This window comes from Thermodesulfobacteriota bacterium (assembly GCA_031082315.1).
Lineage (GTDB): Bacteria > Desulfobacterota > QYQD01 > QYQD01 > QYQD01 > QYQD01.
Window position 1 is genome coordinate 327,790 of record JAVHLC010000001.1, and the last position, 26,961, is coordinate 354,750.

The following is a 26,961-nucleotide window of genomic DNA, read 5'->3' on the forward strand; positions in this document are numbered from 1 at the left end:
CACACCTTCGGCGCATCTTCGACCGGGGCAAACCTCAGTGTGCTCTGTGGTTCGCTTTTTCAATATGCCGCCAAGACTTATAGGTAACGTTACGGTGGCCTTCTACATCATAACCTAACGAAATGGCGTGGCCACGTCAACCCCTTTAACTGAAAAAACGCCTTTAGTGAGTTGACATTCAGTGCGAAGCCGTGCTATAGAACCTTAACCCCGATTCCTTGAGAATCCATTCCATCAGGCCTCTGCTACAAGACAGCGGGTTAAGGCCCGGCTTCCTATAAGGTATCTCTAGTATGATAAAAAAGATATTTGCAGCAGCCGTTCTGTGCCTGTGGGTTATGGTACTAGGTGTGCTATTTGTATCGCTCAACTACCTAAAAACAGCGGTCCTCCCTTCCGGGGGGCAGAATTCTCCGGACTGTGAAATAGTCTCTAATATTATATCAGGCGCCTTGAGGGGGACGGAGACGTTTTACGACTCTCTGAGGAGACACCGTGTACCGGCCGAGGCAATAAATACCGTTATTGGTTACTTGTCTGAGTTGGTTGACTTTCGAAGGTGTAAACCCGGCGTGCAGTATAAAATTGAACTTTCCCCGGCCGGCGATGTAGTCCGGTGCCGTTATTACGTCAGCCCCGTGGAAGTCTACACCCTAAAAAAAGAAAAGGATAATTACAGTATCTATACGGAAGATGTTGAGATTGAAAGACACATTGTGAAACTTTCCGGTGAAATAACCTCTTCTCTCTTTGCGTCCTTCGGGGAGTCAGGTGAAGATGACCGCCTGATCCTGGCCTTTGCAGATATATTCGCCTCCGACATCGATTTTAACACTGAACCGCAGCCTGGAGACCGCTTCACCATGATTTTTGAAAAGTATTTCAAGGACGGCCAATTGGTCGGCTATGGCCATATACTGGCAGCGCGATATGAAACAGTGTCAGACGCTTACGAGGCTTATTATCATGCACGCCCCGGAGAAAAAGGCGCTTACTACGACGCGCAGGGCAAGTCCCTTGGCAAGCATTTCCTGCGCTCTCCGGTGCCCTTTAGCCGCCTGACATCGGGTTTTAGCCGAAGCAGAAGACATCCTATCCTGGGAATAAACAGACCGCACCTGGGGATAGACCTGGCCGCCCCTACCGGGACGCCGGTTCTGGCGGCAGCCGACGGTGTGGTTGTTTCTCGCGGACAGCGCGGTGGGTACGGAAAGCAGGTCGTTCTTAAACATCCCGGCGGGTACGAGACTTATTACGGTCACCTGTCCCGTTTTACGCGAGAGATAAAACCCGGGGCAAGCGTAAAACAAGGAGAGACCATAGGCTTTGTTGGCGCTACCGGATTAGCGACCGGCCCCCATCTCGATTACCGGATAAAGGCAAGGGGCGTTTTCCGCAATCCATTTTCTTTGCGTTTCAGGCCAAAGATGGTTTTAAGGGAACGATCGCTTGGCCGCTTTTTGGCCAGGAAAGAAGAAATGTCGGATATAATGGGCATAGCCGCCCCTCGCTATGAGAAAAGGCTCGGTAGCTGCAAGGCCAGTCAGGTCTCTCTCATTTAACGACAGGGTAATGAAGGATTTGTGCTGAAACCAGGCCGGTCTTCGGGTATCCTTTCTCCTCTGCTGAGGATCTTCTCACCAATCATTATTTCCCGGTATCCCCCTCACCTTTATGTCTCCAGGTAATAAAAAATAGACTTTCCCCGATCGAAAAGCCAATGTTGTTCTTTGTCTTATCGCCCCTATCTCTCTAATATTTAAATAGATTTTATCTTATTGTGTTATTTTGCAAGTTTTTATACGATTACCCCTGAACGCAGATTTCTACGAAAAAAATCGAGTCGATATAATCTATAATGTTATGCGCATGAACATACATAGGCTATGTAGGCTATAAATGGAGATGATGGATGGGCGATAAGTACCCAAATACTATGGAGAAAAGAACTTGGTTAAGGAAGCGGTCGGAAGATAACAACATTTACGTATATCTCGTAGAATCACCGCTGACATTTGGGCATTCACAGTTGATCCTTAAAACGGAAAATGTAATTCCTGAGGAAGACATGTTTGGGATGGCCGCGCCCGTATTAGTGGAGAGCATACGCATTCTTAAGGAAAAAATACCTGGAGCCATGGAAGATCTTGTTTGGAAAAAACTTCGCGACTATACACAAGCAAGTGGAAGACTCATTAAGATATTAATATTAAAGGTCAGTGCTAACGAAAAGGAAAAACAATACAAAGTCCACATAGTACCTTATTTCGAATCGCATTTATGCCTAACCACAATATTATTTCAAAAGGGGAGAGACATAGATAAAGGTAAAACCGGAGGAATGATTAGATGGTTAGGAGAGCAAGAAAAACGGGTCGACGATCAGATTGAAATATGGAGGGACACCTGTCATTTTCCAGTGGCCTTGGTAGAGTCCTTTGAATTGATAAAACTTGCTGACCACCTTAGAGGAAAAGAATACGCGGAAACGTTGGAAAAATAAAGATAAAAATTGTTTGCATAATCGGGTAGCCGGGGGTGTTTAGCCCCCAGCCCCCACACCACCTGGCATGCGGGTCCGCACCAGGCGGTTCATGAAGCCTATCGGGCCGTAGCCGGACAGTAGATGTTCACCTACGAGTCTGGTGTTGATCCGGGTCGGGTACTTCAATGACGCGCCCCATGTCCACTCCTCCGGTCGGATTCATCGTGTCATGAAAGCTCATTGCTACTCCTTCCCTGCTTCATGTTCGGCCCTTCGGCGGTTCACGCCTACTATGGCCTCTGCTGACTTCTGCTCAATCACCCCATGGGTTACCCCTTGGGACGCTTCCTGGGCTGCCTTAGGGTACGGTGGCTTATCCATTCCTTTCGAAATGGGCCTCAGTCCGGCTCCCGTAGCAATCCAAGGACGCTCGTTGAGCAGATCTCCCCGGATAAGGACGTGGACTTTCGCTACACAACCGCGGCATTTACCATATCTCCCGAACCCGGGGCTTCGTCATGTTGTGCTGACTTGCCCGGAAACTTGGCCTTGTATGCCGTTTACTCGCCACGTCCTGTGGCTCGCCCTTCGGGCCAGCAAAGCTGTTCAAAATCGTTCATCCTGACGATTTTGTCTGTTCGTCGGCTCATAGCTTTGCACTCCGGGTTACCGCTCCCTACGGTCGCTCTCGCCGTTGGCTCGTGGTCTCCGCTGCGCTTCGAACCCTTCAGACGGTCTCTCACGATTCCGCCCTTGCCTTCGGCTGGTACTTCTGCTAACGTATCACTACGTGGGCAGGGTTCACGTACAGGGGACTTGCACCCCTTAAGCTCACGCCCATGCCGGGCGTACACCAGGCGGTGCACCGGATCGCCGATAAAGCTGGCTCCCGGTGACCTCCGTGTAGCGGCAAAATATTCAATAGTAAGGAGGTGATGACCATGAAGAACGAATATACCGCTGTTGTAAAAAAGGAAGACGACTGGTGGGTTGGGTGGATAGAAGAAGTGCCCGGAGTTAATTGCCAGGAAAGAACATACGAAGAATTGAAAGAAACACTGGAGATTACGCTAAGGGAAGCGCTGGAATTCAATCGCCAGGATGCCCTGACCGCCGCTGGCAGCGATTACAAGGAAGAAAAAATTGCCATATGAAAAGAAATGAACTTCTAAAGTATCTGCGCAGTCAAGGATGCGATCTTTTGAGGGAAGGCGGAAGACATTCATGGTGGCACAATCCTGCCTTGAACAAGCGGTCGGCAATTCCACGACATTCCGAGATCAAGGATATCTTGGTAAAGAAGATATGCAGAGACCTTGGTGTAGAGCCCATCAAATAGCCGCTAACACAGCGCTACAGCCGACCGCTCAACCGCTACGCGGTTTCGGGTCGGCTGAGCTTGGCTGCCCGTTGGCTAGGCAAATCGGGATTAACTGAACTTGTTGAATAGAACTGGTAAGGTAATTTTTTCGCGTTGGGAAATTGGAGGCGTCTGAGGTATCTGATTATCATGGATGCTATGAATCAGCAAACTATATGGTTTTTGATAACCCTATGAGCTGTTCAAGGAACACCCTTACCTCTTCCTGTCTTTTTAAATAATAATCTGCCTCCGGGGTTCCCCCGATGCAGATGGATACGCCTCGTCCCTTTATGGCTTTGAAGGCATCCTCGTCCGTGGTGTCATCACCCACGTAGATCGGCATTTTTCTTTATCTGGTCCCTTTCTTCCTTAAGATAAACGGTGCGGTGCGGGAATGGAATCTCGATCCCCTCTTCTTTAAATCGTTTGAATATCCTCTTTCTAAGTTCGTGCTGGGCGAGATACTGGTCAACAAACTCTTGCACCTGGCATATCAGGGTAAAATCGAGGGAGCTGTCACCAAATCCGGGGATAAATCTGACCAAAGGCTCCGGGTCGGCCAGCAGGCCGGGTATCTCGCCGGCAGCCTTTTTTGTCTCTTCGACAAGGACTCTTTCCACCTTTTCGGGATCGGAGCTATAGCTTACCGAGACCGGAATCTGTAAAGACATCCTTTTCTCCGGCAGGTAATAGTTAGTCACTATGCTCTGGGACAGTTTGCTGTTCGGAATTACCACCATATTGTTAGGCAACATCCTTATCCGGGTAGTCCTCCAGGTGATATCCTCGACATAGCCCTCCTGGCCGTTTTCAAGCCTTACGAAATCTCCGATCCTTACGGACTTCTCCAGGAGTATGTGCACGCCGGCAAAGAGGTTGGAGAGGGTGTCTTGCAAGGCCAGGGCCACGGCCAACCCGCCCACGCCCAGGGCGGTGAGAAGAGGGGCTATTGATATACCGAGGGTGGTAAGTATTATCAAAAAACCTACGATCAAGATAGTACCATTTAAGATACCATGGACGAGACCGGTGGTGGGTATGGGAATAGCCGACTTCTCAATATAATTTCTAAATGCCTGTCCGGCCAGGTTAGCAGCGGCTATAGTGGCCGAAAGGATTAAAATGACGTGAATGGCTTTGCTTATATAAGATACGTATTTGGCCGGAAGTTCGGATATACCAAAACCAAGGTATAGTCCGATGGCAATGCACCAGTAAATAGACGGGGTCCGGAGAGAGTGTACTATAAGGTCATCGATTTTTGTATGGCTCCTTTCCGCCCACTTGTGAAGAACTCTAAAGGCCATGCTCCTTACAAAAAATAGGACTGTTACAGAAAAAAGGCTTACTAAAATCGGAATGGTCATGCCTTTAATTGTCAAATTCGCACCTCCGGGACACACTTTTTAGGGAAAATCTGAGAGCTTAAAAGGACATCTTGGTGAACCTGTTATAAGGTAACACAGGACCGGCCAAAGATACAAGCCCTGCCCGGCTACTACTGCACCGCTTTTCTCTACACGATAAATTCTTTTGAGCCGCCTGCCCCGAGCCTATTCCTTTTCATGCTGTAGCTATTGACATTTGCAGCCTGGATTTCTATAACCAGTATGAGATAATCTTAAATACACATTGAATAACACCAAGCTAAACTTGAAAATCGATAAAGCGCAATTCTTTGCCTTGGGCAAATGGTTTTTAAATTATGTCCTGATCGGTGTTATCGCCGGTTGCGGAGCTATCATATTTTATTTCTTATGCCAGGTTGGGCTACATTATTTTCTGGATTTCTTGGCTGGTTACCGCCCGCCCCATCCCGCTGGTGAAGCCCCTTTATTCAAGGAATTCTCAACTCCTTTCCGGCGGTGGGCGCTGTTGCTGGTGCCGGCCCTGGGCGGGCTTGTCAGCGGCTGGCTGGTTTATACTTTTGCCCCGGAGGCAGAAGGCCACGGCACTGACGCCGCCATTGAGGCGTATCACAAAAAGGGAGGGTTCATAAGATCCAGAGTCCCCGTTATTAAGACCCTGGCCTCTTTTATAACTTTAGGTACGGGAGGCTCAGGAGGACGGGAGGGCCCCATTGCCCAGATTGGAGCCGGCTTTGGCTCATTTCTGGCTACTCGTTTGAGGCTATCGGACCGGGAGCGCCGGATCATGCTGGCCGCAGGTATGGCGGCCGGCGTAGGAAGCATATTCCGGGCGCCGTTGGCTGGTGCATTATTTGCGGCTGAGGTTTTATACAAGGAAGCCGAGTTTGAATCTGAAGTCCTTATCCCGGCCGGCATTTCTTCCGTGGTCGCCTATTGTATCTTTTGTCTGGTTTTTGGCTGGGGGTCGCTTTTCAGCACCCACGATTTTGTTTTTAATGATCCACGCCAGCTCTTCCCATATTCGGTTCTTGCCCTAATACTGGCCGGCGCCGCCTTCCTTTATGTCAAAATTTTCTACGGCGTCCACGATATCTTCAAAAGCATAAACCTCCCTAATTATATCAAACCGGCAATAGGTGGCTTTTTGACCGGCTGCATAGGCTTTTTTTTGCCTCAAACACTGGCCTTCGGGTATGGCTTTATACAGATGACCCTGAACAATCTGGTGGCCATCCCCGTTTTAGTTGCGGTGGGACTGGGCAAGATATTGACCACTTCCCTCTCTATAGGTTCCGGTGGCAGTGGAGGGGTCTTTGGTCCGGCCATGGTTATAGGAGCTTCTTTAGGCGCAGCCGTGGGGCAGGCCTTTCATTATCTGATGCCCGATATAGTCCAGCAACCGGCAGCATTTGCCATTGTGGGTATGGCTGGTTTCTTTTCTGCGGCCTCCAAGGCCCCGTTTTCTACCATCATCATGGTAAGTGAAATGACCGGTTCCTATCATCTGCTTCTTCCGGCCCTCCTGGTCTGTACCCTGGCCTTTATCTTTTCGCGGAAATGGACCATTTATCATAAACAGGTTTCTTCACGCATTGATTCACCCGCCCATGCCGGGGACTTCCTAACGGATCTTTTGGAGGGACTAACCGTCCGCAGCCTGGAAAACAAGATAAGAAAAATAGTTACCGTACAAGAAAATGTTAAGTTCAAAGATTTCTTATATACCTTCTCTCATGCAGAGCAACACTACTTTCCGGTAATAAACAGCCGGAATCAGTTGACCGGCATCTTCTCCATTAATGATATCCGACACCATCTCTTTGAGCATGACCTCGATGACCTGGTCATCATGAAAGACATCGCCTGGTCAGAAGTCATAACCACGCATCTCGCCGAAGATCTGCATACGGTCCTGAAAAAATTCACGGCGAAAAATATTGACATGCTCCCCGTGGTAAGGGAAGACAACCCCAGGGAACTGATCGGCATGTTATCCCGCCGGGACGTGATCGAATTGTATAATCAGAAGGTCTCTGACTTGCAACGTCTGAAGGGGTCTTGAAAAGACACTCACAGCTCCAAAACGTTCTTTCCCTTGTTCTCTAACGCATACCAGACCGAAAGATAGTCTCTTGTCTGCCTGGTTATAAGGAAATTAATCCGCACATATTCCCTGCCTTTTTCACCCATCTGCGCCGCCATTTCCGGATTATTCAAAAACTGCCTTATCCTGAAGGCGGCGCCTTCCACAGAATGTACAAGAAAGCCGGTTACGCCGTGGACTATTTGCAGAGGGATACCGCCCACGGCCCCACCTATGACCGGCTTTCCCTTCCACATGGCCTCGGAAACGGTAAGGCCGAAACCTTCCCGCGTGGACTTTTGCAGAATAACATCCGCCATCCTCTGCAGGGCGTTTATGTCCCTGTCGCTGAATGCCGGTAACAAGAGAATAAATATGTCGGGATCATCGGCCGCATATTCTCTTACCTCTTTTAAAACCTCCTCCCCTTCCGGATCATCCGCCGCCGGGCTCCCTGCCAAAACAAGAATACAATCATTATATTTCTTGACTACCTTATAAGCCCTTATTACCCCTGTCGGATCCTTAAACCGGTCAAATCTTGAGACCTGTAAGATTATCGGCCTGTCTCTTGGTATCTGAAGTCGTTCCGAAACCTCTCCTATTTCCTGTTCGGTAAGTTCCCGGTTCTTTTCACTCAGGGGGTCGATAGATGGAGCGATGATAAATTCGTCTATAGGCATGGACCGTGCGAATCTGGCCACAGAAAAGATGGCGGCGTCATATTTTTCCCAATAACGCCTCAGATAATCGCTCACTTTTTTCAAAGGGTTCGCGGCATCGATGTGACATCTCCATATCCATTTTCCGGTTTTCCTGAACTCGATGAGAGGGGCCGGCTGGGGATCGTGGATTAAAACCGCATCTGCATCCAGGTTGAGCTTTCCTGCGTTTCTTTTGTTTACCTCATAATGGTATTCCCACATTTCCTTGCTGATATGGTCAAGATTCCCCTGAATCGTGTTGTGGATTTTTTTGGTTATATCAAAAAACTTGTCATCTCCCTCAATGACTTCCCACCTTGCATTTATGTCCAATTCCCGAAGCAGGGGGATCATTCTCTGGAGTATCTCGGCCACTCCACCACCGGCCCGGGTAGAGTTTATGTGGAGAAAAGACCTGTTCCTTAATTTCTCGCCGAGCTTCTGTAGTAGTTGCAAGTCTCCTTTGGGCACAATGCCTGAGTAATCTGAGATCATCGCCTACATAACCTCCATGTCGCGCCTGGCCTCTTTCTCAACCACGTTGGTTATATGGTTCCTGATCTCCTCTATGCTATGCATAAAAGGGTCTATGGCCCTTATCTTTTCTCCTAGATCTTTCTTTTCCAGAGAGCTCTCTATCCACGCAGAAAAATCATCTATGCCGCCGCCCAGACGCATCCTTGCCTCGTAGAAATGATAATATATCGACCCGGCATCCACATATTTTATAGCCATTAAGAATTCGGCAAGATTCTTTGCCCTTATCCCGACCGGAAATATGAGGGTTATGGTCTCATTAAAATGGAATTCATCTCCAGGCATAGCCTCTCTTGGCTCAGGAAAATCTATTAAATAATGATCGATTACCGCCACCAGCGCACTGCGCAAAGCCTCTATAGTCTTAAATTCGTATGGGTCTAGAACTGATAGATGCTCGGCAAGCGCCTCTTCTTCCAGACTTTATCCGGCCCATTGGGCAAAATCGTTGGTATATTGATAGATATGACCCTTCAAGAAATATTGGTAGGTGTGATGAAATATGGCTTCATCACTGACACGAGCAATTATGTCTCTGAGTTCCCGGAGATTTTTTGCCTTTTCACCTGTGGATTTTAGTATGCTCGCACACTGTCTGAACTCGAAGGGTGGTATGGGTTTTTCCATAGAGCGTCTGAAGCGTTCGTTTCTTTCCTATCTTCCTTATCGGTAAGAGCTGCTGCCCCTACCTTTTTGTATAGAGTAACATAAGGTTAACAAGATAAACAAGCACTATCCCAACCGAGTCCCAGGCCAAAAACAGCCTTTTTCTGCCTGCCCGATAGGTCAGACCGATGATAGCAATAGCGGTCATCGCTATAGCAGAAAGGGCCGAGATCAGGTGATTCTGTTGCACAAAAGATAGAAGGGGGCCTTCTACAAAAAATATGTCGTCTAAGGCCAGAATGGCTATATTAAAAAGATTGCTTCCAAAAAGATTTCCGATAGCCAAGTCTATAGCGTTCATCTTTACCGCAGAGACAGAGACCACTACCTCCGGGAGCGACGTGGCCGCAGCAATGAAAATATTTCCTACAAAGGTCTGACCGAGGCCCGTAGTTTCAGCAATACCCTTGCCAATACCGGGGAGACACGCACCCGCAATTATAACCAGGACAGCGTGAATAGAATACCCCAGGTAAGCAGTCCTCTTCTGGATCTCCCCATATTTCAATCCTATAACCTTTTCTCTCGCAGCCGATCTCTGCTGCTTCTCATAAAAGAAGATAAGCCGCATAGCCACCAGGTAGATAAGAATAAACAGAATACTATAAAGACTGATCCAGCCAACGGTTACGGCCATACTATTAAAGCAGGCACTGAGGGCCACCAAAGAAAGGAGAAGGATCCCGAAGCCTGCGGCCAAGGTCTGCCCTTGGTGGGCCCTCGAAGATAAGGGGATGCGCCCGACAACAGCATCCAGTGCCGCCAGTATCAGCATGTTAAGGGCGCAGCTACCAAGAATGTCTCCGGCAGCGATGTCTGGGGTATGGGTGTAGATTACGGAGCTCAGCCCGGTAGCCAGTTCAGGCAGCGAAGTCACCGAGGCCATCAGAACCACTCCTACCCAGGTCCTTCCCAGGCCCGACTTCTCGGCTATGATATCGCCATAAACGGAAAGTCTGGCGCCTGAATAAAGGATAGCCAGTGTAGCGATTACAAATTTAAGCCAGAGGATTGCCATTGTCCCCGGAGATTGTCTTTTCGTGTGGTCTTGAACCTGAACTAACTAGTGTTCATCCGGAAACTACTGTTTCCGGCTTCACGCTTTCAGCGATCAGCAATTAGCTGTCAGCAAAAACCTAAGACAAACAACATATTAAGCTGAACGCTGATGGCTGAGTGCTGATAGCTCATCCGGAATTTTTTGGTTTCCGGATGAAAACTAACTATTTGATATATCCGTGCCATCATATTAATATAAAGCTTATCATACCTCTCCAAAACAGGCAATCTTATGGACGACCTTCGCCTTACCGCCAGAAAAATCTTCCAGGCCGGTCTTTCGGCTGTAGATCCGTATGAAGCCGTGCATAAACATCTTGTGGTCAAAAACGATATGCTTATCCTCGGCGGTGAACTGCAAAAAGGCCGTGAGTATGACCTGAGGCGGTTCCGGCGGGTCTTTGTCCTTGGCGCCGGCAAGGCTTCTGTGCCCATGGCCGCCGCTTGTGAAGAAATACTGCAAAAAAGAATCCGTAAGGGCATCGTAGTTACCAGGTATGGCCACTCTGGCCCACTCAAGTACATAATGGCCTTGGAAGCCGGACATCCTGTACCGGATAAGGCCGGACTCCAGGCAGCACAAAAGATATTAGCACTTCTCAAAGGGTCTGAAGCCGACGACCTTATAATATTTCTTACCTCCGGCGGGTGCTCGGCCCTATCGCCCCTGCCCGTACCTCCCATCACGTTATCTGAGAAAAAGAGACTGACCAATCTCCTTCTCAAGTCGGGGGCCACCATTAAAGAGATAAACGCCGTGCGCAAGCATATCTCCATGACCAAGGGAGGGGGTCTGGCCAAACAGGCCCACCCTTCCACGGTGATCAACCTGATACTCTCCGACGTCGTGGGAGACGATCTGGATGTTATAGGCTCAGGGCCTTTTGTCCCTGACTCTTCCACCTTCCAGAACGCCTGGGATGTACTGGAAAAATATAACCTTACGTCCAGGTTGCCCGAGGGTATTATCAAACATCTCCGGGCCGGGCTGGAAGGGAAGGTACAAGAGACGCCAAGACCCGGTCATCTCTGCTTTTGTAAGGTTTACAACCTTATTATTGGAGGTAATTTAGTAGCCTTGAAAGCCGCAGAGAACAAGGCCAAATCCCTGGGCTTTAAAACCCTGATCCTCTCGTCACAAATCCAGGGTGAGGCCAGAGAACTGGCCAGGTTTTATGCGGCCATAGCGAAAGAGATTCTCCGGTCGGGACATCCGTCATCGCCCCCTCTCTGTATTCTCGCCGGAGGTGAACCCACCGTTACGGTCAAAGGCAAGGGCTTTGGGGGAAGGAATACCGAGCTGGCCCTGTCTTTTGCTATTGAAATACAAGAGTTAAACGGTGTAACGTTTGTGAGTGGCGGGACAGACGGGACAGACGGCTCCACAGATGCCGCCGGGGCCATAGTAAGCGGCAGTACCTATAGAAAGGCACTTAAAAAGGGCCTGAAGCCTGAAAACTATCTTACAAACAATGATTCCTATACCCTTTTTAAAGAGACTGGAGAGCTACTTATAACCGGCCCCACAAGAACCAATGTTATGGACATCCATATTATGTTGATAAGATAGCTAAACCCTTTCACTCAGTTTTTCATATACCTTTCTTTTCTTATCCCACATCTTAAGCAGATAACCCTTCTGTTGTTCGAAGGCCTCGGCGTTTTTCTCTACAATCTCTTCGGCCTTAGAAGAATCCATATCCCACGTTTCGCGGACAAAGGAGGCGACTCGTGCATAATAGAGGGGGGTCATGAGATCTACCAGTTTGTTTCGGTTCATCGGCCAATAGTGGAAGGTGGCCGCTAATTCGTAGAGAATCCGGACCCAGGTCTCTACCGGCAACGAGAAGTCCTTCGCACTCATTTTGGAGGCTTTTTTGAGATCACTGTAACTATCAGAATCTAATATGTCCTTCCAAAACGACTTGAATTGTTTAAAACCAACCTGAAAATTATAAATGAGTCCATCTAAATCGACCTTAATAGGCTCCGGTTCCGAACATTTCTCAGCGCCGAAGGTCTCCACCGGCGTACTTTTTTTTGTCTTTTTCCAATAAGATTCATTTTGTTCCATGAGATAAAAGATAGTCCACACCACTTGGCGGAACATAGGCCCCAGGTGTGCAGCCGGGTCCTTGGCGTCGTGCACTTTGACCCCCAGGTTGGCCTGACAAATCTTAAATCCTTGCACAACGGCCTGTGTAGTCATCCAGATATCTATACCAAAACGGGCGATTTCCGTATCCCATACCGGTTGATCAATATAGTAAGCGGCTACTTCCCGGGAAAAGGCAAAATCACCACCTATGGGCTGGCGGATGCGCCTTCCATAAAGAGCCCGGGTCAGATTATAGACTATATTGTTGGTTATAGTGCCATCGTACTTATGACGACAATAAACCGGTGTAACATATTGATAGCCTTTCTCCAAAACCGGAGAAAGCAGATGCTGCACCCAGTCCGAGGTAATGCTCCTGATATCTGAATCCACCACGATACAGGCCTTGACGTCCAGCCTTACTGCCGCTTCAAATATGGAACGAAAGGCCGTGCCCTTCCCGCCCGGTCCGCGGTAGATGGAAAGGAGTTTTTCCTGCCAGGGCTTAAGCTGAAATTCTTTAACCATCTCCCGGGTGTCGTCGGTAGAGCCCCCGTCGGCTATCATAATTACGTTCTTGTGTTCCTTGTAATACTTGTCCAGGCCGTGGGAAACCATCTGGATCACGTGGGCTATAGTCCGTTCGTTGTTATAGGCAGGAATACCCACCAGGATATCGGCCCGGCCTATCTCCTCCAGTCTCTTCAAGGTATATGGTCTTAATGCGGTGTAGTACACCCTGGCCTCCGTTTATTTATAATGGGATACAGTTTGGGTTAGTGGGGTGGAGCAGAAATATCTGGCGGAAATCAAGAGGCAAAAATAAAATGGAGCGGGAAACGGGATTTGAACCCGCGACTTCAACCTTGGCAAGGTTGCACTCTACCACTGAGTTATTCCCGCTCACTCAGCAATTTTTATACCGCAAACCGCCTGCTTTGTCAACACCGTAACGAATCATTGACACAACCGGTAACAGATGTTAAAAATGTTGTCCGTTGGAGGGATGGCCGAGAGGCTTAAGGCGGCGGTCTTGAAAACCGCTTTCGCTCACGCGAACGTGGGTTCGAATCCTACTCCCTCCGCCAAAGATATCTCAAATCTGAAATCTTAGATTTTACCGGGCTACGGAGAGATGACCGAGTAGGCCGAAGGTGCTCGCCTGCTAAGCGAGTGTAGGGGGAAACCTCTACCGAGGGTTCGAATCCCTCTCTCTCCGCCATTTCTTCACTCACCCTACTGGAAAAAGGACACCTCCCCTTCCTCTTTCAAATCTCTAGACATCAAGTCCTTAACTGCCCCGAGCGGGTCTTTATCCTCGTAGAGTACTTTATACACCTGTTCAATTATCGGCATTTCTACCCGGCATTTTCGGGCCAGAAAATAGGCCGATCGGGTGGTCTTTACCCCTTCAGCCACCATTTTCATCCCGTCCAGGATTTCTTTCAGTTTCATTCCCTGCCCGAGCCTGAGACCTACCGTCCGATTCCGGCTCAGATCTCCCGTACAGGTCAGGACCAGATCACCCAGGCCGGCCAGGCCAGCAAAGGTAAGGGGTTTTGCCCCGATTTTTAGCCCTAAGCGACTTATCTCGGCCAACCCACGCGTAATCAGGGCTGCCCGGGTATTGGTCCCAAAACCAAGCCCGTCACAGATACCGGCCGCAATAGCAATAACATTTTTAAGGGCGCCTCCTAATTCTACGCCCCTGACATCAGAGGAACGATAGACACGAAAGTATGGTGTGGCGAATAATTCCTGTACCGCTCTGGCTACATCTTCACTCGCCGAGGCAGCGGTCACCGCTGTAGGAACCTTTTGGCTTACCTCACGGGCAAAACTGGGACCGGAAAGGACGGCCAATTTATCGTGCTGTTCTCCAGGCAATAATTCTTCCAAAACTTCTGTCATGGTGAGAAGTGTTTCATTCTCTATACCCTTGCTGACCGTGACCACGATACTGGCAGGAGAAAGAAAAGGGATTAGCCGGCTTACTACGGCTCGCAAGACATGCGATGGAACCGCCATCACTATAAACTCTTTGGACTCGACGGCCTCTTTCAGGGAAGATGTAATTCCAAGCCGGGCGTCCAGCTTTATGCCCGGCAGATAAGTCTTGTTTTCCCTGGTCTCCGCCATATCTCCGGCCAGGGCCTCTCTACGGACCCACAAGGTCGCCTCATCACACCCTTTTTCAGCAAGAAGGTTGGCTAGGGTTGTACCCCAGCTCCCTCCTCCTATAACACCTATAGAACTACGTCTGGACATCGGCCTCTTCTTCCCTCTCCGCCAGTCGGGCGATGCTCACGACCTTTTCCGCTGGCTCCATTTGGAAGAGTTTGACGCCCTGCGTGTTGCGTCCATGTGTGGGAACGCCGCTTACCTTAATCCGAATAATCTTTCCGCTACTAGCCAGAAGCAGCACTTCTTCGTCTTTAATAACCTGTAACGCCCCCACTACCGGCCCATTGCGCTCACTTGTCTTGATCGTAATAACGCCCTTCCCTCCGCGGCCTTGTGGGCGATAATCTTCCAGGTTGGTCCTCTTTCCATACCCGTTTTCCGTAACAGTAAGAACGGTTGCGCCTTCCCCCACGACCTCCATACCGACCACCTCGTCACCTTCTCCTAACGAGATGCCCTTCACACCCATCGCCACACGTCCAACCTCCCGGATGTCATCCTCATTAAAGCGAATAGATAGTCCGTGACGGGTTACCAAAAAGATGTCCTTCTTCCCATCTGTAAGCGCTACGCTTACCAGTTCATCTCCTTCGCGTATATTTACCGCATTAATACCCCCGGCGCGCGGATTGGAATAGGCCATCAAGTCCGTCTTTTTCACCAGTCCTTTCTTTGTGGACATAACTAGATACCGGTCTGGTTCAAAAGTACGCACGGGTAATATGGTCTTTATCGTCTCTTCTGCCTGCAAATTCAGCAGATTCACGATGGCTTTCCCTCTGGCCAGCCGCCCCGCTTGAGGAATCTGATAGACCTTAAGCCAGTGGAGCCGGCCAAGGTTTGTGAAGAAAAGAAAATAATCGTGTGTGGATGCAATGTAAAGATTCTCCACAAAATCTTCTTCCCGCGTTTCTGCCCCGGTTATACCTTTCCCACCCCGGCGCTGGCTCCGGTAGAGGTTGACCGAATTGCGTTTAATGTAGCCGCGATGTGAGACTGTAACCACCACATCCTCTTCAGCAATAAGGTCTTCTACATTGATCTCTCCCGCGTCTTCTACAATCTCGGTGCGGCGCTCATCACCATAGGCAGCCCTTACGGCCTGCAACTCCTCTTTTATGATGCTACGAACCAGCTCATCGCTCGCCAGTATCGCCTTATAACGCTCTATGTCCGCCAGGGTCGCCCTATAATCCTCTAATATCTTCTCTCTTTCCAGACCGGTCAGCCTTTGCAGACGCATATCCAGGATGGCCTGGGCCTGTACTTCAGACAGATGGAGGGTGGCGACCAATCTCGCCTTGGCCTCTTTGGGTGTGGCCGAGGACTTGATTAAATCAACGACCAAATCCAGATTGTCAAGGGCGATCTTCAATCCCTCAAGGAGGTGCGCCTTTTCCTCTGCCTTTTTCAGGTCAAATCGCGTCCTCCTGATAATGACCTCTTGCCGGTGCTCCAAAAAATGGCCCAGGAGGTCCTTTAAGGTCAAAACCTCCGGCCTGTTGTTTACGATGGCCAGCATATTGATCCCAAAGGAGGATTCCATGGGGGTCTGCGTATAAAGTTGATTCAAAACAACATCCGCCACCTCATCCTTCTTCAGTTCGACAACGATCCTCATGCCTTCCCGGTCTGATTCATCCCTTACCGCTTGAATACCCTCTATCTTTTTATCTCTGACCAGTTCCGCAATCCGCTCGATTAACCGGGCCTTGTTCACCTGAAAAGGAAGTTCATTTATTACAATACTCACCCGCCCGGTGATTCTGGCCTTCTCAATAGCGGCCCGGGCACGCATCTTGATACTGGCCCGCCCCGTCCGGTAAGCCTCTTTTATACCGGACCGTCCACAGATAAAACCACCAGTTGGAAAATCCGGGCCCTGGATACAGGACAAAAGGTCATCTGTAGTAACATCCGGTTTATCTATGTGAAGAAGAAGCCCGTCAACGACCTCTGTTAAGTTGTGCGGTGGTATATTTGTGGCCATCCCCACGGCTATTCCGGCGGAACCGTTGAGGAGCAGATTTGGCAATCGGGAGGGAAGAACCTCTGGTTCCATCAGGGAGTCATCGTAATTTGGGGAAAAATTGACGGTATCTTTTTCAATGTCAACAAGAAGTTCCTGGGTGATCTTTGCCATACGAACTTCTGTATATCGCATAGCCGCAGGAGAGTCCCCGTCAATCGATCCAAAATTCCCCTGCCCGTCCACCAGGGGGTATCTCATATTGAAATCCTGCGCCATGCGAACGAGCGTGTCATATACAGCGACGTCTCCATGCGGATGATACTTACCGATGACGTCACCGACTATACGCGCCGATTTCTTATACGGCTTATTCCATTCGTTCTTTAAATCGTGCATGGCGTATAAAATACGCCTGTGCACCGGCTTAAGCCCGTCGCGCACATCCGGCAAGGCTCGGCCGATGATTACACTCATGGCATAATCAAGGTATGATTTTTTTATCTCTTTTTCGATGCTGACCTGGCCAATACTTTCCGTGGAATACATAATAACCCCTATTACTAATCAACAGTCTGCAGTTGACAGCCGATAATCAACTAACCGCCCTCTGTATTCGCTCTTAGGACTGCTGACACTTGTATTCTGTCTTCTGAATTCTTTCTTTTTATATGTCAAGGAATGTGACTTCGAGGGCGTTTGTTTGGATAAACTCTCTTCTGGGCTCTACTTTGTCCCCCATAAGAACCGTAAATATCTCATCAGCAGTAAAGACGTCCTCTATTTGCACCTGAAGGAGTGTGCGCCGTGAGGGGTCCATAGTGGTGGACCAGAGTTGCTCGGGATTCATCTCTCCTAATCCTTTATAACGCTGGATAAAAAATCCCTTCTTTCCTTCTTCCATCACCCTTTCCAGAAGCTCACCCCTGGATTTAACCTCGTACTCATAGTTATCCATGGACAGCACAAAAGGAGGGTTACCCGGTTGAGAAACATTTCTTCCCAGTTCACACAGGTTCTGAAACTCCGGGGAAACCACGAATTCCAGTGTAATAGCCTTTTCAGGCCGGCCTTTTGTTTTAGAAGGGCAATATATCTCTTCCTTTCCATCCCGGACGGTTACTGTTACGTTTTTATAGCCATTCCGGTTCAACACCTCCCGGAAGGCCCCGGTATTTATGACCCCCTGAGAAAGGTATTTTTGATCTCCCTGGTTGAGGGCCAGTGTTTCTATGACATCTGCCGCATATCCTTTCCTTGCCAGACTATTGAGACGGGCCTGATAACGAACCAGGCCCTCCATAAGGGTCACCAAATCCTGTCCGGAAAATATTCTTTCCGTTCCTTTTACAGAGATATTCTTTTCCTGTACGGCCCTCTTTAAAAAACGGCTGCTCATCCGAACTTCATCTTTTATAAATTCTTCTTCCTTACCTCTTGCCACCCGATATAACGGCGGCTGGGCTATGTAAAGAAAACCGTTTTCAATCAACTCAGGCATTTGACGATAGAAAAAGGTTAACAGGAGGGTCCTTATATGGGAACCATCTATATCTGCGTCAGTCATTATAATAACTTTATGGTAGCGCAGCTTGTTAATATCATAGTCTGCCTTTCCCACGCCTGTTCCCAAGGCAGCAATTAGAGTCCTTATCTCCTGGCTTTCCAGCATCTTATCAAAGCGTGCCTTTTCTACATTAAGTATCTTCCCTTTAAGCGGGAGGATGGCCTGAAATTTCCTGTTCCGGCCTTGCTTGGCAGATCCCCCGGCCGAGTCACCCTCGACTATGTAGATTTCACTTCTGCCGGGGTCCTTTTCCTGACAATCAGCTAATTTCCCAGGAAGAACCATATCTGATAAACTACCCTTTTTTCTGGCCAGGTCTTTAGCTTTGCGGGCGGCCTCCCGGGCCCGGGCAGCGTCTATCGCTTTAGCCAGTATTTTCTTGGCGATAGAAGGATTTTCCTGGAGGTATAAAGAGAGTTTCTCATTGACAAGTGACTCTACTAACCCCTTAACCTCGCTATTCCCCAGTTTTGTCTTGGTCTGGCCTTCAAACTGAGGGTTGGGTATCTTGACACTTATTACGGCCGTCAGGCCCTCCCTTACATCATCGCCCTCCATCCTTTCTTTTAGATTTTTGGGGAGGTCTTCATTAAGTGCGTACTGGTTCAGCGTCCTGGTCAGCGCAGATCTAACCCCTATAAGGTGAGTACCCCCTTCTTTTGTATTAATATTATTGGCAAAAGAAAAAATTTTCTCTACATATGAATCATTGTGCTGTAAGGCTATCTCTACATCTATATCGCCGCGCCTGCCGGATATGTATATAGGCGTATCATAAATAACGGTCTTGTTTTTGTTGAGGTACTGTACAAAAGATATAATACCCCCTTCATAAAAAAAATCCTTTCTGTTCCCGCTTCTTTCATCTTCTAATACTATCCTTACCTCTTTGTTTAAGAAGGCCAGCTCCCTTAATCGCTGGGAAAGTATTTCAAAATTAAACTCTGTTGTTTCCTCAAATATCTCAGAATCCGGTAGAAAGTTTATCTTTGTTCCTCTTTTCTTTGTATCTCCGATAACTTCTAACTTAGTTACCGGGTTTCCCCTCTCATATCTCTGTTTGTATATTTTCCCGTTGAGAAAGATTTCAACCTCCAGATATCGAGAAAGGGCATTCACAACAGAGACCCCTACCCCGTGCAGGCCCCCGGACACTTTATATGTCTTATGATCAAATTTACCTCCGGCGTGAAGCACGGTCATAACCACTTCTACCGCGGGTTTCTTCTCCGTCTGGTGAATATCAACTGGTATGCCCCTTCCATTATCTTCTACGGTAACGCTTCCATCTCTATGAATCAAAACTTCTACATAATTACAGTATCCGGCAAGGGCCTCATCGATGCTGTTATCCACCACTTCGTAAACAAGATGATGCAATCCCTCTGGACCGGTGTTCCCAATATACATAGCTGGTCTTTTTCGTACCGCTGTAAGACCACTTAGTACCTTTATCTCTTTAGCCGTATAATTATTAATATCTGCATTCTCTATCTGACCTTCAAAAACACTCATTTATATAATCCTCTTTTACACGCGCATGGGCATAATAATACCCAAGAAACCCTCTTCTTCAGTGCCTTTTATAAGACATGGGTTGGTCTCGTTTTCAAATTCTATAGCTATCTTATTGCTCTCCAGAGCCCCAATGGCTTCTATTAAATAGTTAATATTAAAGTTTATACTAAATACATCGTCTTCATACTCTATTTCAAGCTCCTCTCTGGCATCTCCTATATCCGGATTTACTGATAAAACCTCCATTTTCCCTTTGCTAAAATTAAAGCTGACTGCTTTATATTTATCCGTGGACAATATAGCTGTTCTGCGCAGAACATCCAAAAAAAACTGCCTTTCTATAAATATCTTTTTGTTACCCTCCGCAGGTATGATTGTCCGGTAATCCGGAAATTCTCCATCAATAAGCCGTGTCACTATCTTTGTTTTATTTGCTTCAACAACGCAGATATCTTCTTTGAATCCTAATAGAATCTTTTCTGCATCTTCGCACAATTTTAGTATTTCCCGGGCTCCTTTTCTTGGTAAAATTACCCCGGAATCAATTTCCAGGATGTTTATACCGGGAACATCTTTTTCCATAAGAGATAATCTATGTCCATCAGAGGATACCATCCTCAATATCTCTTTATCTTCTTGTGCTGTCTTCTCTATAAAAATACCTGCCAAATTGGTTCTGTTATCATCAAAAGAGACGGAAAAGATAGTCTTGTTTATTAAATCCTTTATTGTCTTTGCGGGGATTTCAATAGTCTTTGCATCCTCATGAAATGACACCAAAGGAAATTGTTCTGCCGGTAAGCCTACTAACGTATAAATAATTTTACCCGAACTTACATTTATCCTGCCGGATTCTTTTTCCTTTATAGTTATATGTGGGCCTGGGATTTCTCGGACCATTTCATATAGTTTTCTGGCCGGGACGGTTATTTTTCCTTTTTTTATAACCTCAGCATTATGTTCTGTTCTCATCCCCACTTCAAGATCAGTCGCTATTATATTTAAACGATCGTCTAATGCATCAAGTAAGACATTTGATATAATAGGCATAGTACTTTTCTTTTCAACTACGGTTTGTATTTTATTCAAACCATCCAGTAACTCATTTCTGTTAATTTTTAGTTCCATTCTTTATTCCTTATTATTTATATAGATTATTAAAAGATACTTCTTAATAATATATCTGATAAGAAATAGTTGAAAAATAACGTAAGGATTTGTAAAAATTAACTATTCACTTTTTTATAAAATGCAGAATTGTGCATTATTTGTTATTTTTCTTTAATCTATAATGCACGGGACATAATTATTAACAAATTTCTAACATAATTTTAAAGAGTATTAAAGACTCATTAGACTCAGAAAAAGATATAAAGAGCACTTGCAGTATAATTTAGAATAAGAAAAACTTCAATCTAAAGGATAATATTATAACGTTATGTTTTTATTTTATTTTTTAATATTAAAGAATAAGTTACTGATAAATTCTTATATCATATAGATAGAGAAGAGGGTATAGAAGAAAAAATAAATAAAAACGAACGCCTGATCCCGGTATTCACTTATTTTTTAAAGGAAAATGTTGAAAAATTAAACGGATGTAGGGTAAGAGTAGGACCGGTCTTTATAGTCGCGTTACCTTTTTTCTTTCCGATTCGAAGATTGGATTTAATAAGAAGTTTAGGGTATGATTATACTTTACTTTATCAGAAAAAATGGTAGGTTTTTGTATTTATACATTTAAGTATTGGCGGAGGATTGGGAATGAAAAAGGAAAAATTAGAATATTTCAGGGTATTACTAAACAAAAAAATAGAGGAAATTCTAAGTGGGGCGGAAAAAACCCTTTCTGATATGACAGACTTAAGTGATAATTTCCCTGACCCGGCCGATCGCGCCACGCTTGAATCAGATCGTAATTTTGAGCTGCGTATTCGGGACAGGGAAAGGAAGCTTTTACAGAAGATACGAAGCGCATTAGAACGGATAGATGACGGGACATTTGGTATTTGCGAGAGTTGCGGCGAAGATATTTCGGAAAAAAGATTAGAGGCTCGCCCGGTTACTACCTTATGTTTAGATTGTAAAAGGAAACAAGAAGCCACAGAAAAGATGCGCGGTACATAATAGGCAATGAACCAGCCGCCGCTATATATCTCCTTTCTATGGCACATGCACCAGCCAAACTATAAAGACCCTCTTCGGGGCCGGTACTCTATGCCCTGGGTTCGTTTGCATGGTATAAAGGCTTACCATGACATGCCATCCCTACTTTCTAATTTTTCATCGATAAAACAAACCTTTAATCTCGTGCCGGCCCTTTTGGTACAGTTACAGGATTATGCCTCAGGCCAGGCCAAGGATGATTTTTTGGATATAAGCGCCAAACCGGCCGGGGAGCTTACGAGCGAGGATAGGGAATTCATCCTTAGTAATTTTTTTAATTGTAACTGGGAGACGATGATCAAACCATACCCGCGATTCTGGCAGCTACTACTCAAACGCGGAATGGTAATTGATGAATCCCGGGTTAGAGAAAGCGTGGCACGTTTCAATACACAGGACTTCCTCGATCTTCAAATATGGTTTAATCTTACCTGGTTTGGCTATACCAGCCGAAAAAAGCCGGATATTTATGGGTTATTCCGAAAAGGGCAGTTTTTTTCAGAGAGAGATAAGGGTATAGTCCTGGATACGCAGCAAGAAGTAATTAAAGAAATCATTCCTCTGTATGCAAGGTTGGCTGAAAAGAAACAGATAGAAATTACCACCAGCCCCTTCTATCATCCAATCTTACCACTTTTGATCGATTCTGATTTCGCCGGACGGCCTATTCCTGAGGTAAGACTACCCCAACGTTTTCAATATCCTGAAGATGCCTTTTGGCATCTCTCAGAAGCTATGAGCCTCCACGAAAAAATTTTTGGGCAGAGACCTCGTGGACTATGGCCCTCGGAAGGCTCGGTTTGCCCGGAACTCATTCCAATTATGAGTGAACTGGGTATCAAATGGGCAGCGACAGACGAAGGCATTCTTTTTCATTCCCTGGCACGCCAAGGCGAATCTTCGACCGGTAATTATAACCGTGACACCCTTTTTTATCCATACGCTGTTGAGCATGAGGGGGCAAAGGTAAATATGGTTTTTAGGGATCATGGCCTATCAGACCTATTTGGATTTGTCTATTATCGCAATCAGCCCCGCCAGGCAGCGGAAGATTTCTTTTCCCATCTTCACAATATAAGGAATAATTGGCAGTCAGGTAAGAAACCGCTTCTGTTGAACATTATTTTAGATGGAGAAAACCCCTGGGAGCATTACAGCAATGGAGGGGAGACCTTCCTTACAGAAATTTATAAGAGCTTTTCAAACAGCTCTGATTTTAAAACCACCACTGTTTCTGACTACCTGGAAGAATTTCCACCGACAGGATCTATAGCCCATCTTTATACCGGCTCCTGGATAAACCACAATTTTGACATCTGGATTGGTGGAGTAGAGGAGAATGAGGGCTGGGATATCCTGGGACAGACGAGGTCCTTTTTAGCCAGGAGCCTTGAAGAGAGAAGGGATTTGTCTGATGAGGCCGTCTCTAAGGCCTGGGAAAGCCTTCATGCCGCGGAGGGCAGTGACTGGTTTTGGTGGTACGGAGAACATTTCTCCTGCGCTTATTCTTTTGAGTTTGACCGCCTTTTCCGGGAATATCTATCCCAGGTATATCGGGCCATGGGAGAAGAAGTACCTGAAAGACTGAAGTCTCCTATAAAAAGGCTCAAAAAAGTGATTCCACCTATAGAGCCCAGGGGATTTATACACCCTGTCCTTGATGGACGTCTGACGCAGTTTTATGAGTGGAGTGGAGCAGGTTATTTTGAAACCAAAACAACGGGCGGGGCCATGTATCAGGGAAGGGAAAGAATAACAGCCATATATTATGGTTTTAATGTGGACAGCCTCTGTTTCCGGCTTGAGACAGACGAAGCGGATTTTTCCGGATGGTCTCAGGACCAGGAGATTTATCTCTACCTTTTGAACAGCCGTCCTTACTTCCTTACTGTCTTCCCGGCAGCTAAAGGAGACGGTTTTTATTACCGATTATATAAGGGCAGGCCAGACGACCATGTTCTGGTTGATGAGTTCAAGTCTATTGGTATTTATAAGTTTGTTGAATTGGCGGTGTCTTTTAAATATCTTGGTTTCAATGTGGGCGAGGAGATCCGTCTTGTGGTGGAGGTAAGAGATAAGGGGTTGGTAAAGGAAAGGTATCCATCTGTAGGCTATCTTGCCATTATTGTGCCAGATGAAAACTTTGAGCAGATTCATTGGCAGGTATAATCTTTTCTTTGGTACCTAAACGGCAAAACTCAAAAAGGACACTGCCTAGACAAAAATGGCTTTCAGCGTTCAACTTAATGTGTTGTTTGTCTTGGATTTTTGCTGACAGCTAATCGCTGATCGCTGAAAGCGCGAAGCCGGAAACAGTAGTTTCCGGATGAACACGAGTTAGGAGGAACTAGTAATGCCTGAATTGCGTAAAGATCCCATTGTTGGGCGATGGGTTATTATTTCTAAGGAGCGGGGCAAAAGACCGTCTGATTTCATTGTCGAAAAGGAGATCGCGAAAGGCGGGTTTTGTCCACTTTGCCCCGGTCACGAAAACACTACACCCAAAGAGGTTCTGGCTTATGGGCGTAATCATGGTGAGCCAAACACACCGGGCTGGACACTGCGAGTGGTTCCCAATAAATACCCGGCGCTTATGATTGAAGGGGACCTGGACAAAGCGGGTGAAGGTGTCTATGACAAGATGAACGGTATCGGCGCCCATGAAGTGATAGTAGAAACTCCTAATCATGATGAGACCCTGGCAGAGCTATCCCCCGAAAGGTTAGTAGAAGTCCTGCGGTCTTACCGTGATCGGATAATTGATTTAAAAAAGGACATGCGCTTTCGTTATATTATGATATTTAAGAATTATGGGCGTGCAGCGGGGGCGTCCCTGGAGCACTCACACTCTCAGCTTATTGCCCTTCCGGTTGTCCCGGAATTGGTATGTGAAGAGCTGCAGGGGGCAAAGACTTATTATAATTACAAGGAGCGTTGCGTTTTCTGCGATATAATACGTCAGGAGCTGACCCGGGGGAGCAGATTGGTATGCGAAAACGAAGACTTCTTAGCCATTACTCCGTTTGCTCCCCGCGCACCTTTTGAGATGTGGATATTACCAAAAAGGCATAGCTCCTCGTATGTGGACGTGACCGATGACGAGTTTAGCCGGTTGGCACAGATTTTCTCAGAGACATTTCGACGCCTTAACGGCGCAATCCCCCGGGTTCCGTACAACTATGTCTTACACACTACTCCTCTTAAGGAAGGCGCACTGGATTACTATCATTGGCACTTTGAGATAATGCCTAAATTAACCATGATCGCAGGTTTTGAATGGGGGACAGGTTTCTATATAAATCCTACCCCGCCCGAAGATGCGGCCAAATTCCTGCGTGAATTGACGCTCTAGAATGATCCAGCTCCCTTAAGGAAGGTTGAGGATAACAATAAGAGATGAGCCCTAACCACAGCCTGTTTAAAAAAACAAAAAAGGAAAGGACAGTGGAGACGCTGGCCCGCGAAAACGAAAGCATGGTACGGGAGATCTCCACACTTTATAAGATAAGCGGTCACCTGATGACCACCGTTTCGGTAGATGAAATAGGAAAAACCGTTATCAGGGCTATAACCGGTGAAGAGGGCCTGGGCTTTGATCGAGCGGTAATCTGTCTGATGGATGAACAGGAGGCGGTTTTAAAAGAGGTATGGCGTGGGGAAAAAGGCGAGGAATCGTCGGCACGAGATATCATAAGACCATTAAACAAGGATGGCGGGGCGCTGGCTCAAGCCGTGCAGGAAAAAACCCCTATAACTATTAATGCCGGTTCAGATCCTGTGCTTAGCAAGATATGGTTTGAGGGCTCGGACTGTGCTGACTGCGCGGTGGTTCCCATTATAGCCAAGGATAAGGTAATGGGCGTCATAGTGGTCGATAATTCCTGTAATAATCGCGCCACAACTAAAGAGAATGTCCGTGTTATAAGCATGTTGGCCAATCGTACCGGCCTCGCCCTGGATAATGCCAGGCTTTACACCCTTCTTGATAGGACCAACAAAGAATTAGTAGAGGCCAGGGGACTGCTGGCAGAGGCGGAAAAATTGGCCGCCATGGGGGAGATGGCCTCTACCCTGGCGCACGAGATCAGGAACCCCCTGGTATCCATAGGTGGTCTGGCACGGCGGGCGATTAAAGTAGTAAATGGAGATAATGCTGGAAGGCGCTACCTCGAGGTAATTGTAGATGAAGTGGGGAGGCTGGAAAAGACCTTAAATGAGTTACTGGATTACGCCCAGGAACCGGCAGAGTCTTATGTAAAAAAAGACCTGAACCATATTGTCAAGGAATGTCTGGAACTGATGCGTCGTGAATTTAAAGAAGGGTCTATAACTGTAAAAAAAGACCTAAGGTCTATTCCACTGATATGGTGCGATGAGCGACAACTTAAGCACACCTTATTTAATATCCTGCTAAACGCCCGTCAGGCGATGCCCGGGGGCGGGGCCATCCGGATAAGTAGCTCTGTGGAAGAAGATGACGCAGGAGGGTATGTCACATGCACCATAAAAGATACCGGTGGAGGCATCCCGGAGGCCATTCTTCACAATATATTCAACCCCTTCTTTACCACAAAAAAGGGGGGATCCGGGCTGGGCCTGGCTATTTCTTACCGGATAGTTTCTCATCATGGCGGCAAAATAGAAGTTGAGAACGAGCCGGGTCAAGGGGTGGCTTTTTCCGTAAAACTGCCGATGAATCCTGAGCCTAGAGGGCATAATGTGTATAAACCAAAAAATAAGGTAACAAAACAAAAGATCGAATAATGGAGGGCTGGCCGTGGAAGAGAACAAAAAAATCCTTGTGGTAGATGATGAAGAAAGCATCCATCTGCTCTATCGGGAAGAGCTGGAAGAAGAAGGCTATCAAGTTTTTTCAGCGATGAATGGGGAAGAGGCCCTCGAAATATTCGGATCTAATCCCATAGATCTTGTGATTCTGGATATAAACATGCCGGGAATGGATGGCATAGAGGTGTTAAGGCAGCTCAAGGCCCAAAAGCCCTCTCTGCCCGTCATTCTAAGCACAGCATATAGCGAATACAAACACGACCTGGGGTCATGGGCGTCTGATGATTATATCGTCAAGTCGTCAAGCCTGGATGAGTTGAAAACGTCTATTAGAAAACGACTGGAATAGGCGCATAGAGAACAATTATGGTCAACGTGGAGACGGACGATGTGGCAATCTGGGA

Annotated in this window: 21 protein-coding genes, 3 tRNA genes and 1 pseudogene; 13 read left to right on the forward strand and 12 right to left on the reverse strand. The window is 47.0% G+C overall.

The genetic code is table 11. From position 1 onward, the window contains the following. The first annotated feature begins 293 nt into the window (after positions 1 to 293). Positions 294 to 1,562, forward strand: coding sequence for a M23 family metallopeptidase (locus RDU59_01515; GenBank protein MDQ7837158.1), 1,269 nt, complete (start codon positions 294 to 296; stop codon positions 1,560 to 1,562). 350 nt (positions 1,563 to 1,912) lie between these two features. Further along, positions 1,913 to 2,503 carry a hypothetical protein gene (locus tag RDU59_01520; protein MDQ7837159.1) on the forward strand — a complete coding sequence of 197 codons (591 nt, stop codon included), beginning with the start codon at positions 1,913 to 1,915 and terminating at the stop codon, positions 2,501 to 2,503. A 225-nt stretch (positions 2,504 to 2,728) separates the two neighbouring features. Here the strand turns inward: RDU59_01520 and RDU59_01525 are convergent, their stop codons facing one another. Then, positions 2,729 to 2,866 (reverse strand): hypothetical protein, encoded by a 138-nt coding sequence (locus RDU59_01525; GenBank protein ID MDQ7837160.1) that lies wholly within the window; start codon positions 2,864 to 2,866, stop codon positions 2,729 to 2,731. A 560-nt stretch (positions 2,867 to 3,426) separates the two neighbouring features. Here RDU59_01525 and RDU59_01530 point away from each other — a divergent pair. Together RDU59_01530 and RDU59_01535 are read left to right on the forward strand one after the other, a co-directional pair. Then, entirely contained in the window at positions 3,427 to 3,639 is a 213-nt protein-coding gene (locus RDU59_01530) for a type II toxin-antitoxin system HicB family antitoxin (protein MDQ7837161.1), read from the forward strand. Next, positions 3,636 to 3,824 (forward strand): type II toxin-antitoxin system HicA family toxin, encoded by a 189-nt coding sequence (locus tag RDU59_01535; protein ID MDQ7837162.1) that lies wholly within the window; start codon positions 3,636 to 3,638, stop codon positions 3,822 to 3,824. Before RDU59_01530 ends, RDU59_01535 begins: the two co-directional genes overlap by 4 nt. A gap of 193 nt (positions 3,825 to 4,017) precedes the next feature. On the opposite strand, the gene RDU59_01540 is transcribed toward RDU59_01535, so the two are convergent. Beyond that, positions 4,018 to 4,191 (reverse strand): hypothetical protein, encoded by a 174-nt coding sequence (locus tag RDU59_01540; protein MDQ7837163.1) that lies wholly within the window; start codon positions 4,189 to 4,191, stop codon positions 4,018 to 4,020. Beyond that, a complete protein-coding gene (locus tag RDU59_01545) occupies positions 4,172 to 5,230 on the reverse strand; it encodes a mechanosensitive ion channel family protein (GenBank protein ID MDQ7837164.1) in 1,059 nt (352 codons plus the stop codon). The genes RDU59_01540 and RDU59_01545 overlap by 20 nt, the downstream gene beginning before the upstream one ends. Before the next feature lie 271 nt (positions 5,231 to 5,501). Between RDU59_01545 and RDU59_01550 the strand changes: the two genes are divergently transcribed. Further along, positions 5,502 to 7,280, forward strand: a complete 1,779-nt coding sequence (locus tag RDU59_01550) for a chloride channel protein (protein ID MDQ7837165.1) — start codon at positions 5,502 to 5,504, stop codon at positions 7,278 to 7,280. An 8-nt stretch (positions 7,281 to 7,288) separates the two neighbouring features. Here the strand turns inward: RDU59_01550 and RDU59_01555 are convergent, their stop codons facing one another. The 3 genes and pseudogenes from RDU59_01555 to RDU59_01565 all read right to left on the reverse strand — a co-directional run bounded on the left by RDU59_01555 (position 7,289) and on the right by RDU59_01565 (position 10,226). After that, positions 7,289 to 8,500 (reverse strand): glycosyltransferase, encoded by a 1,212-nt coding sequence (locus RDU59_01555; protein MDQ7837166.1) that lies wholly within the window; start codon positions 8,498 to 8,500, stop codon positions 7,289 to 7,291. A gap of 3 nt (positions 8,501 to 8,503) precedes the next feature. Next, a pseudogene (locus tag RDU59_01560) lies at positions 8,504 to 9,169 on the reverse strand (DUF5752 family protein). Positions 9,170 to 9,227: 58 nt separating this feature from the next. Continuing rightward, the gene (locus RDU59_01565) at positions 9,228 to 10,226 is read right to left on the reverse strand and encodes a sodium:calcium antiporter (GenBank protein ID MDQ7837167.1); all 999 of its coding nucleotides are present in this window, start codon (positions 10,224 to 10,226) and stop codon (positions 9,228 to 9,230) included. Between the two features lie 273 nt (positions 10,227 to 10,499). On the opposite strand from RDU59_01565, the gene RDU59_01570 reads away from it, so the two are divergent. Beyond that, positions 10,500 to 11,837, forward strand: coding sequence for a glycerate kinase (locus RDU59_01570; protein MDQ7837168.1), 1,338 nt, complete (start codon positions 10,500 to 10,502; stop codon positions 11,835 to 11,837). On the opposite strand, the gene RDU59_01575 is transcribed toward RDU59_01570, so the two are convergent. Continuing rightward, a complete protein-coding gene (locus RDU59_01575; protein MDQ7837169.1) occupies positions 11,838 to 13,103 on the reverse strand; it encodes a glycosyltransferase in 1,266 nt (421 codons plus the stop codon). Between the two features lie 90 nt (positions 13,104 to 13,193). Continuing rightward, a tRNA-Gly gene (locus tag RDU59_01580) sits at positions 13,194 to 13,268 on the reverse strand. Positions 13,269 to 13,365: 97 nt separating this feature from the next. Here RDU59_01580 and RDU59_01585 point away from each other — a divergent pair. Together RDU59_01585 and RDU59_01590 are read left to right on the forward strand one after the other, a co-directional pair. Continuing rightward, positions 13,366 to 13,453 (forward strand) — tRNA-Ser (locus tag RDU59_01585). 41 nt (positions 13,454 to 13,494) lie between these two features. Then, positions 13,495 to 13,587 (forward strand) — tRNA-Ser (locus tag RDU59_01590). Between the two features lie 14 nt (positions 13,588 to 13,601). On the opposite strand, the gene RDU59_01595 is transcribed toward RDU59_01590, so the two are convergent. The 4 genes from RDU59_01595 to dnaN form a co-directional block, all read right to left on the reverse strand. Further along, positions 13,602 to 14,633: an NAD(P)H-dependent glycerol-3-phosphate dehydrogenase gene (locus RDU59_01595; GenBank protein ID MDQ7837170.1), complete on the reverse strand. Its 1,032-nt coding sequence runs from the start codon at positions 14,631 to 14,633 to the stop codon at positions 13,602 to 13,604. Next, positions 14,620 to 17,067, reverse strand: coding sequence for a DNA gyrase subunit A (gene gyrA, locus RDU59_01600; GenBank protein ID MDQ7837171.1), 2,448 nt, complete (start codon positions 17,065 to 17,067; stop codon positions 14,620 to 14,622). The genes RDU59_01595 and gyrA overlap by 14 nt, the downstream gene beginning before the upstream one ends. 118 nt (positions 17,068 to 17,185) lie before the next feature. Continuing rightward, entirely contained in the window at positions 17,186 to 19,600 is a 2,415-nt protein-coding gene (gene gyrB / locus RDU59_01605; GenBank protein ID MDQ7837172.1) for a DNA topoisomerase (ATP-hydrolyzing) subunit B, read from the reverse strand. A 15-nt stretch (positions 19,601 to 19,615) separates the two neighbouring features. Further along, positions 19,616 to 20,731 carry a DNA polymerase III subunit beta gene (gene dnaN / locus RDU59_01610; protein MDQ7837173.1) on the reverse strand — a complete coding sequence of 372 codons (1,116 nt, stop codon included), beginning with the start codon at positions 20,729 to 20,731 and terminating at the stop codon, positions 19,616 to 19,618. Positions 20,732 to 21,367: 636 nt separating this feature from the next. Between dnaN and dksA the strand changes: the two genes are divergently transcribed. From dksA to RDU59_01635, 5 genes are all read left to right on the forward strand, one after another. Beyond that, positions 21,368 to 21,730, forward strand: coding sequence for an RNA polymerase-binding protein DksA (dksA, locus tag RDU59_01615; GenBank protein ID MDQ7837174.1), 363 nt, complete (start codon positions 21,368 to 21,370; stop codon positions 21,728 to 21,730). A 45-nt stretch (positions 21,731 to 21,775) separates the two neighbouring features. Next, the gene (locus RDU59_01620) at positions 21,776 to 23,938 is read left to right on the forward strand and encodes a glycoside hydrolase family 57 protein (GenBank protein MDQ7837175.1); all 2,163 of its coding nucleotides are present in this window, start codon (positions 21,776 to 21,778) and stop codon (positions 23,936 to 23,938) included. Positions 23,939 to 24,122: 184 nt separating this feature from the next. After that, positions 24,123 to 25,121 (forward strand): galactose-1-phosphate uridylyltransferase, encoded by a 999-nt coding sequence (gene galT, locus RDU59_01625; GenBank protein ID MDQ7837176.1) that lies wholly within the window; start codon positions 24,123 to 24,125, stop codon positions 25,119 to 25,121. Between the two features lie 44 nt (positions 25,122 to 25,165). Next, a complete protein-coding gene (locus RDU59_01630) occupies positions 25,166 to 26,533 on the forward strand; it encodes an ATP-binding protein (GenBank protein MDQ7837177.1) in 1,368 nt (455 codons plus the stop codon). A gap of 13 nt (positions 26,534 to 26,546) precedes the next feature. After that, a complete protein-coding gene (locus RDU59_01635; protein MDQ7837178.1) occupies positions 26,547 to 26,906 on the forward strand; it encodes a response regulator in 360 nt (119 codons plus the stop codon). The last annotated feature ends 55 nt before the right edge of the window (positions 26,907 to 26,961 follow it).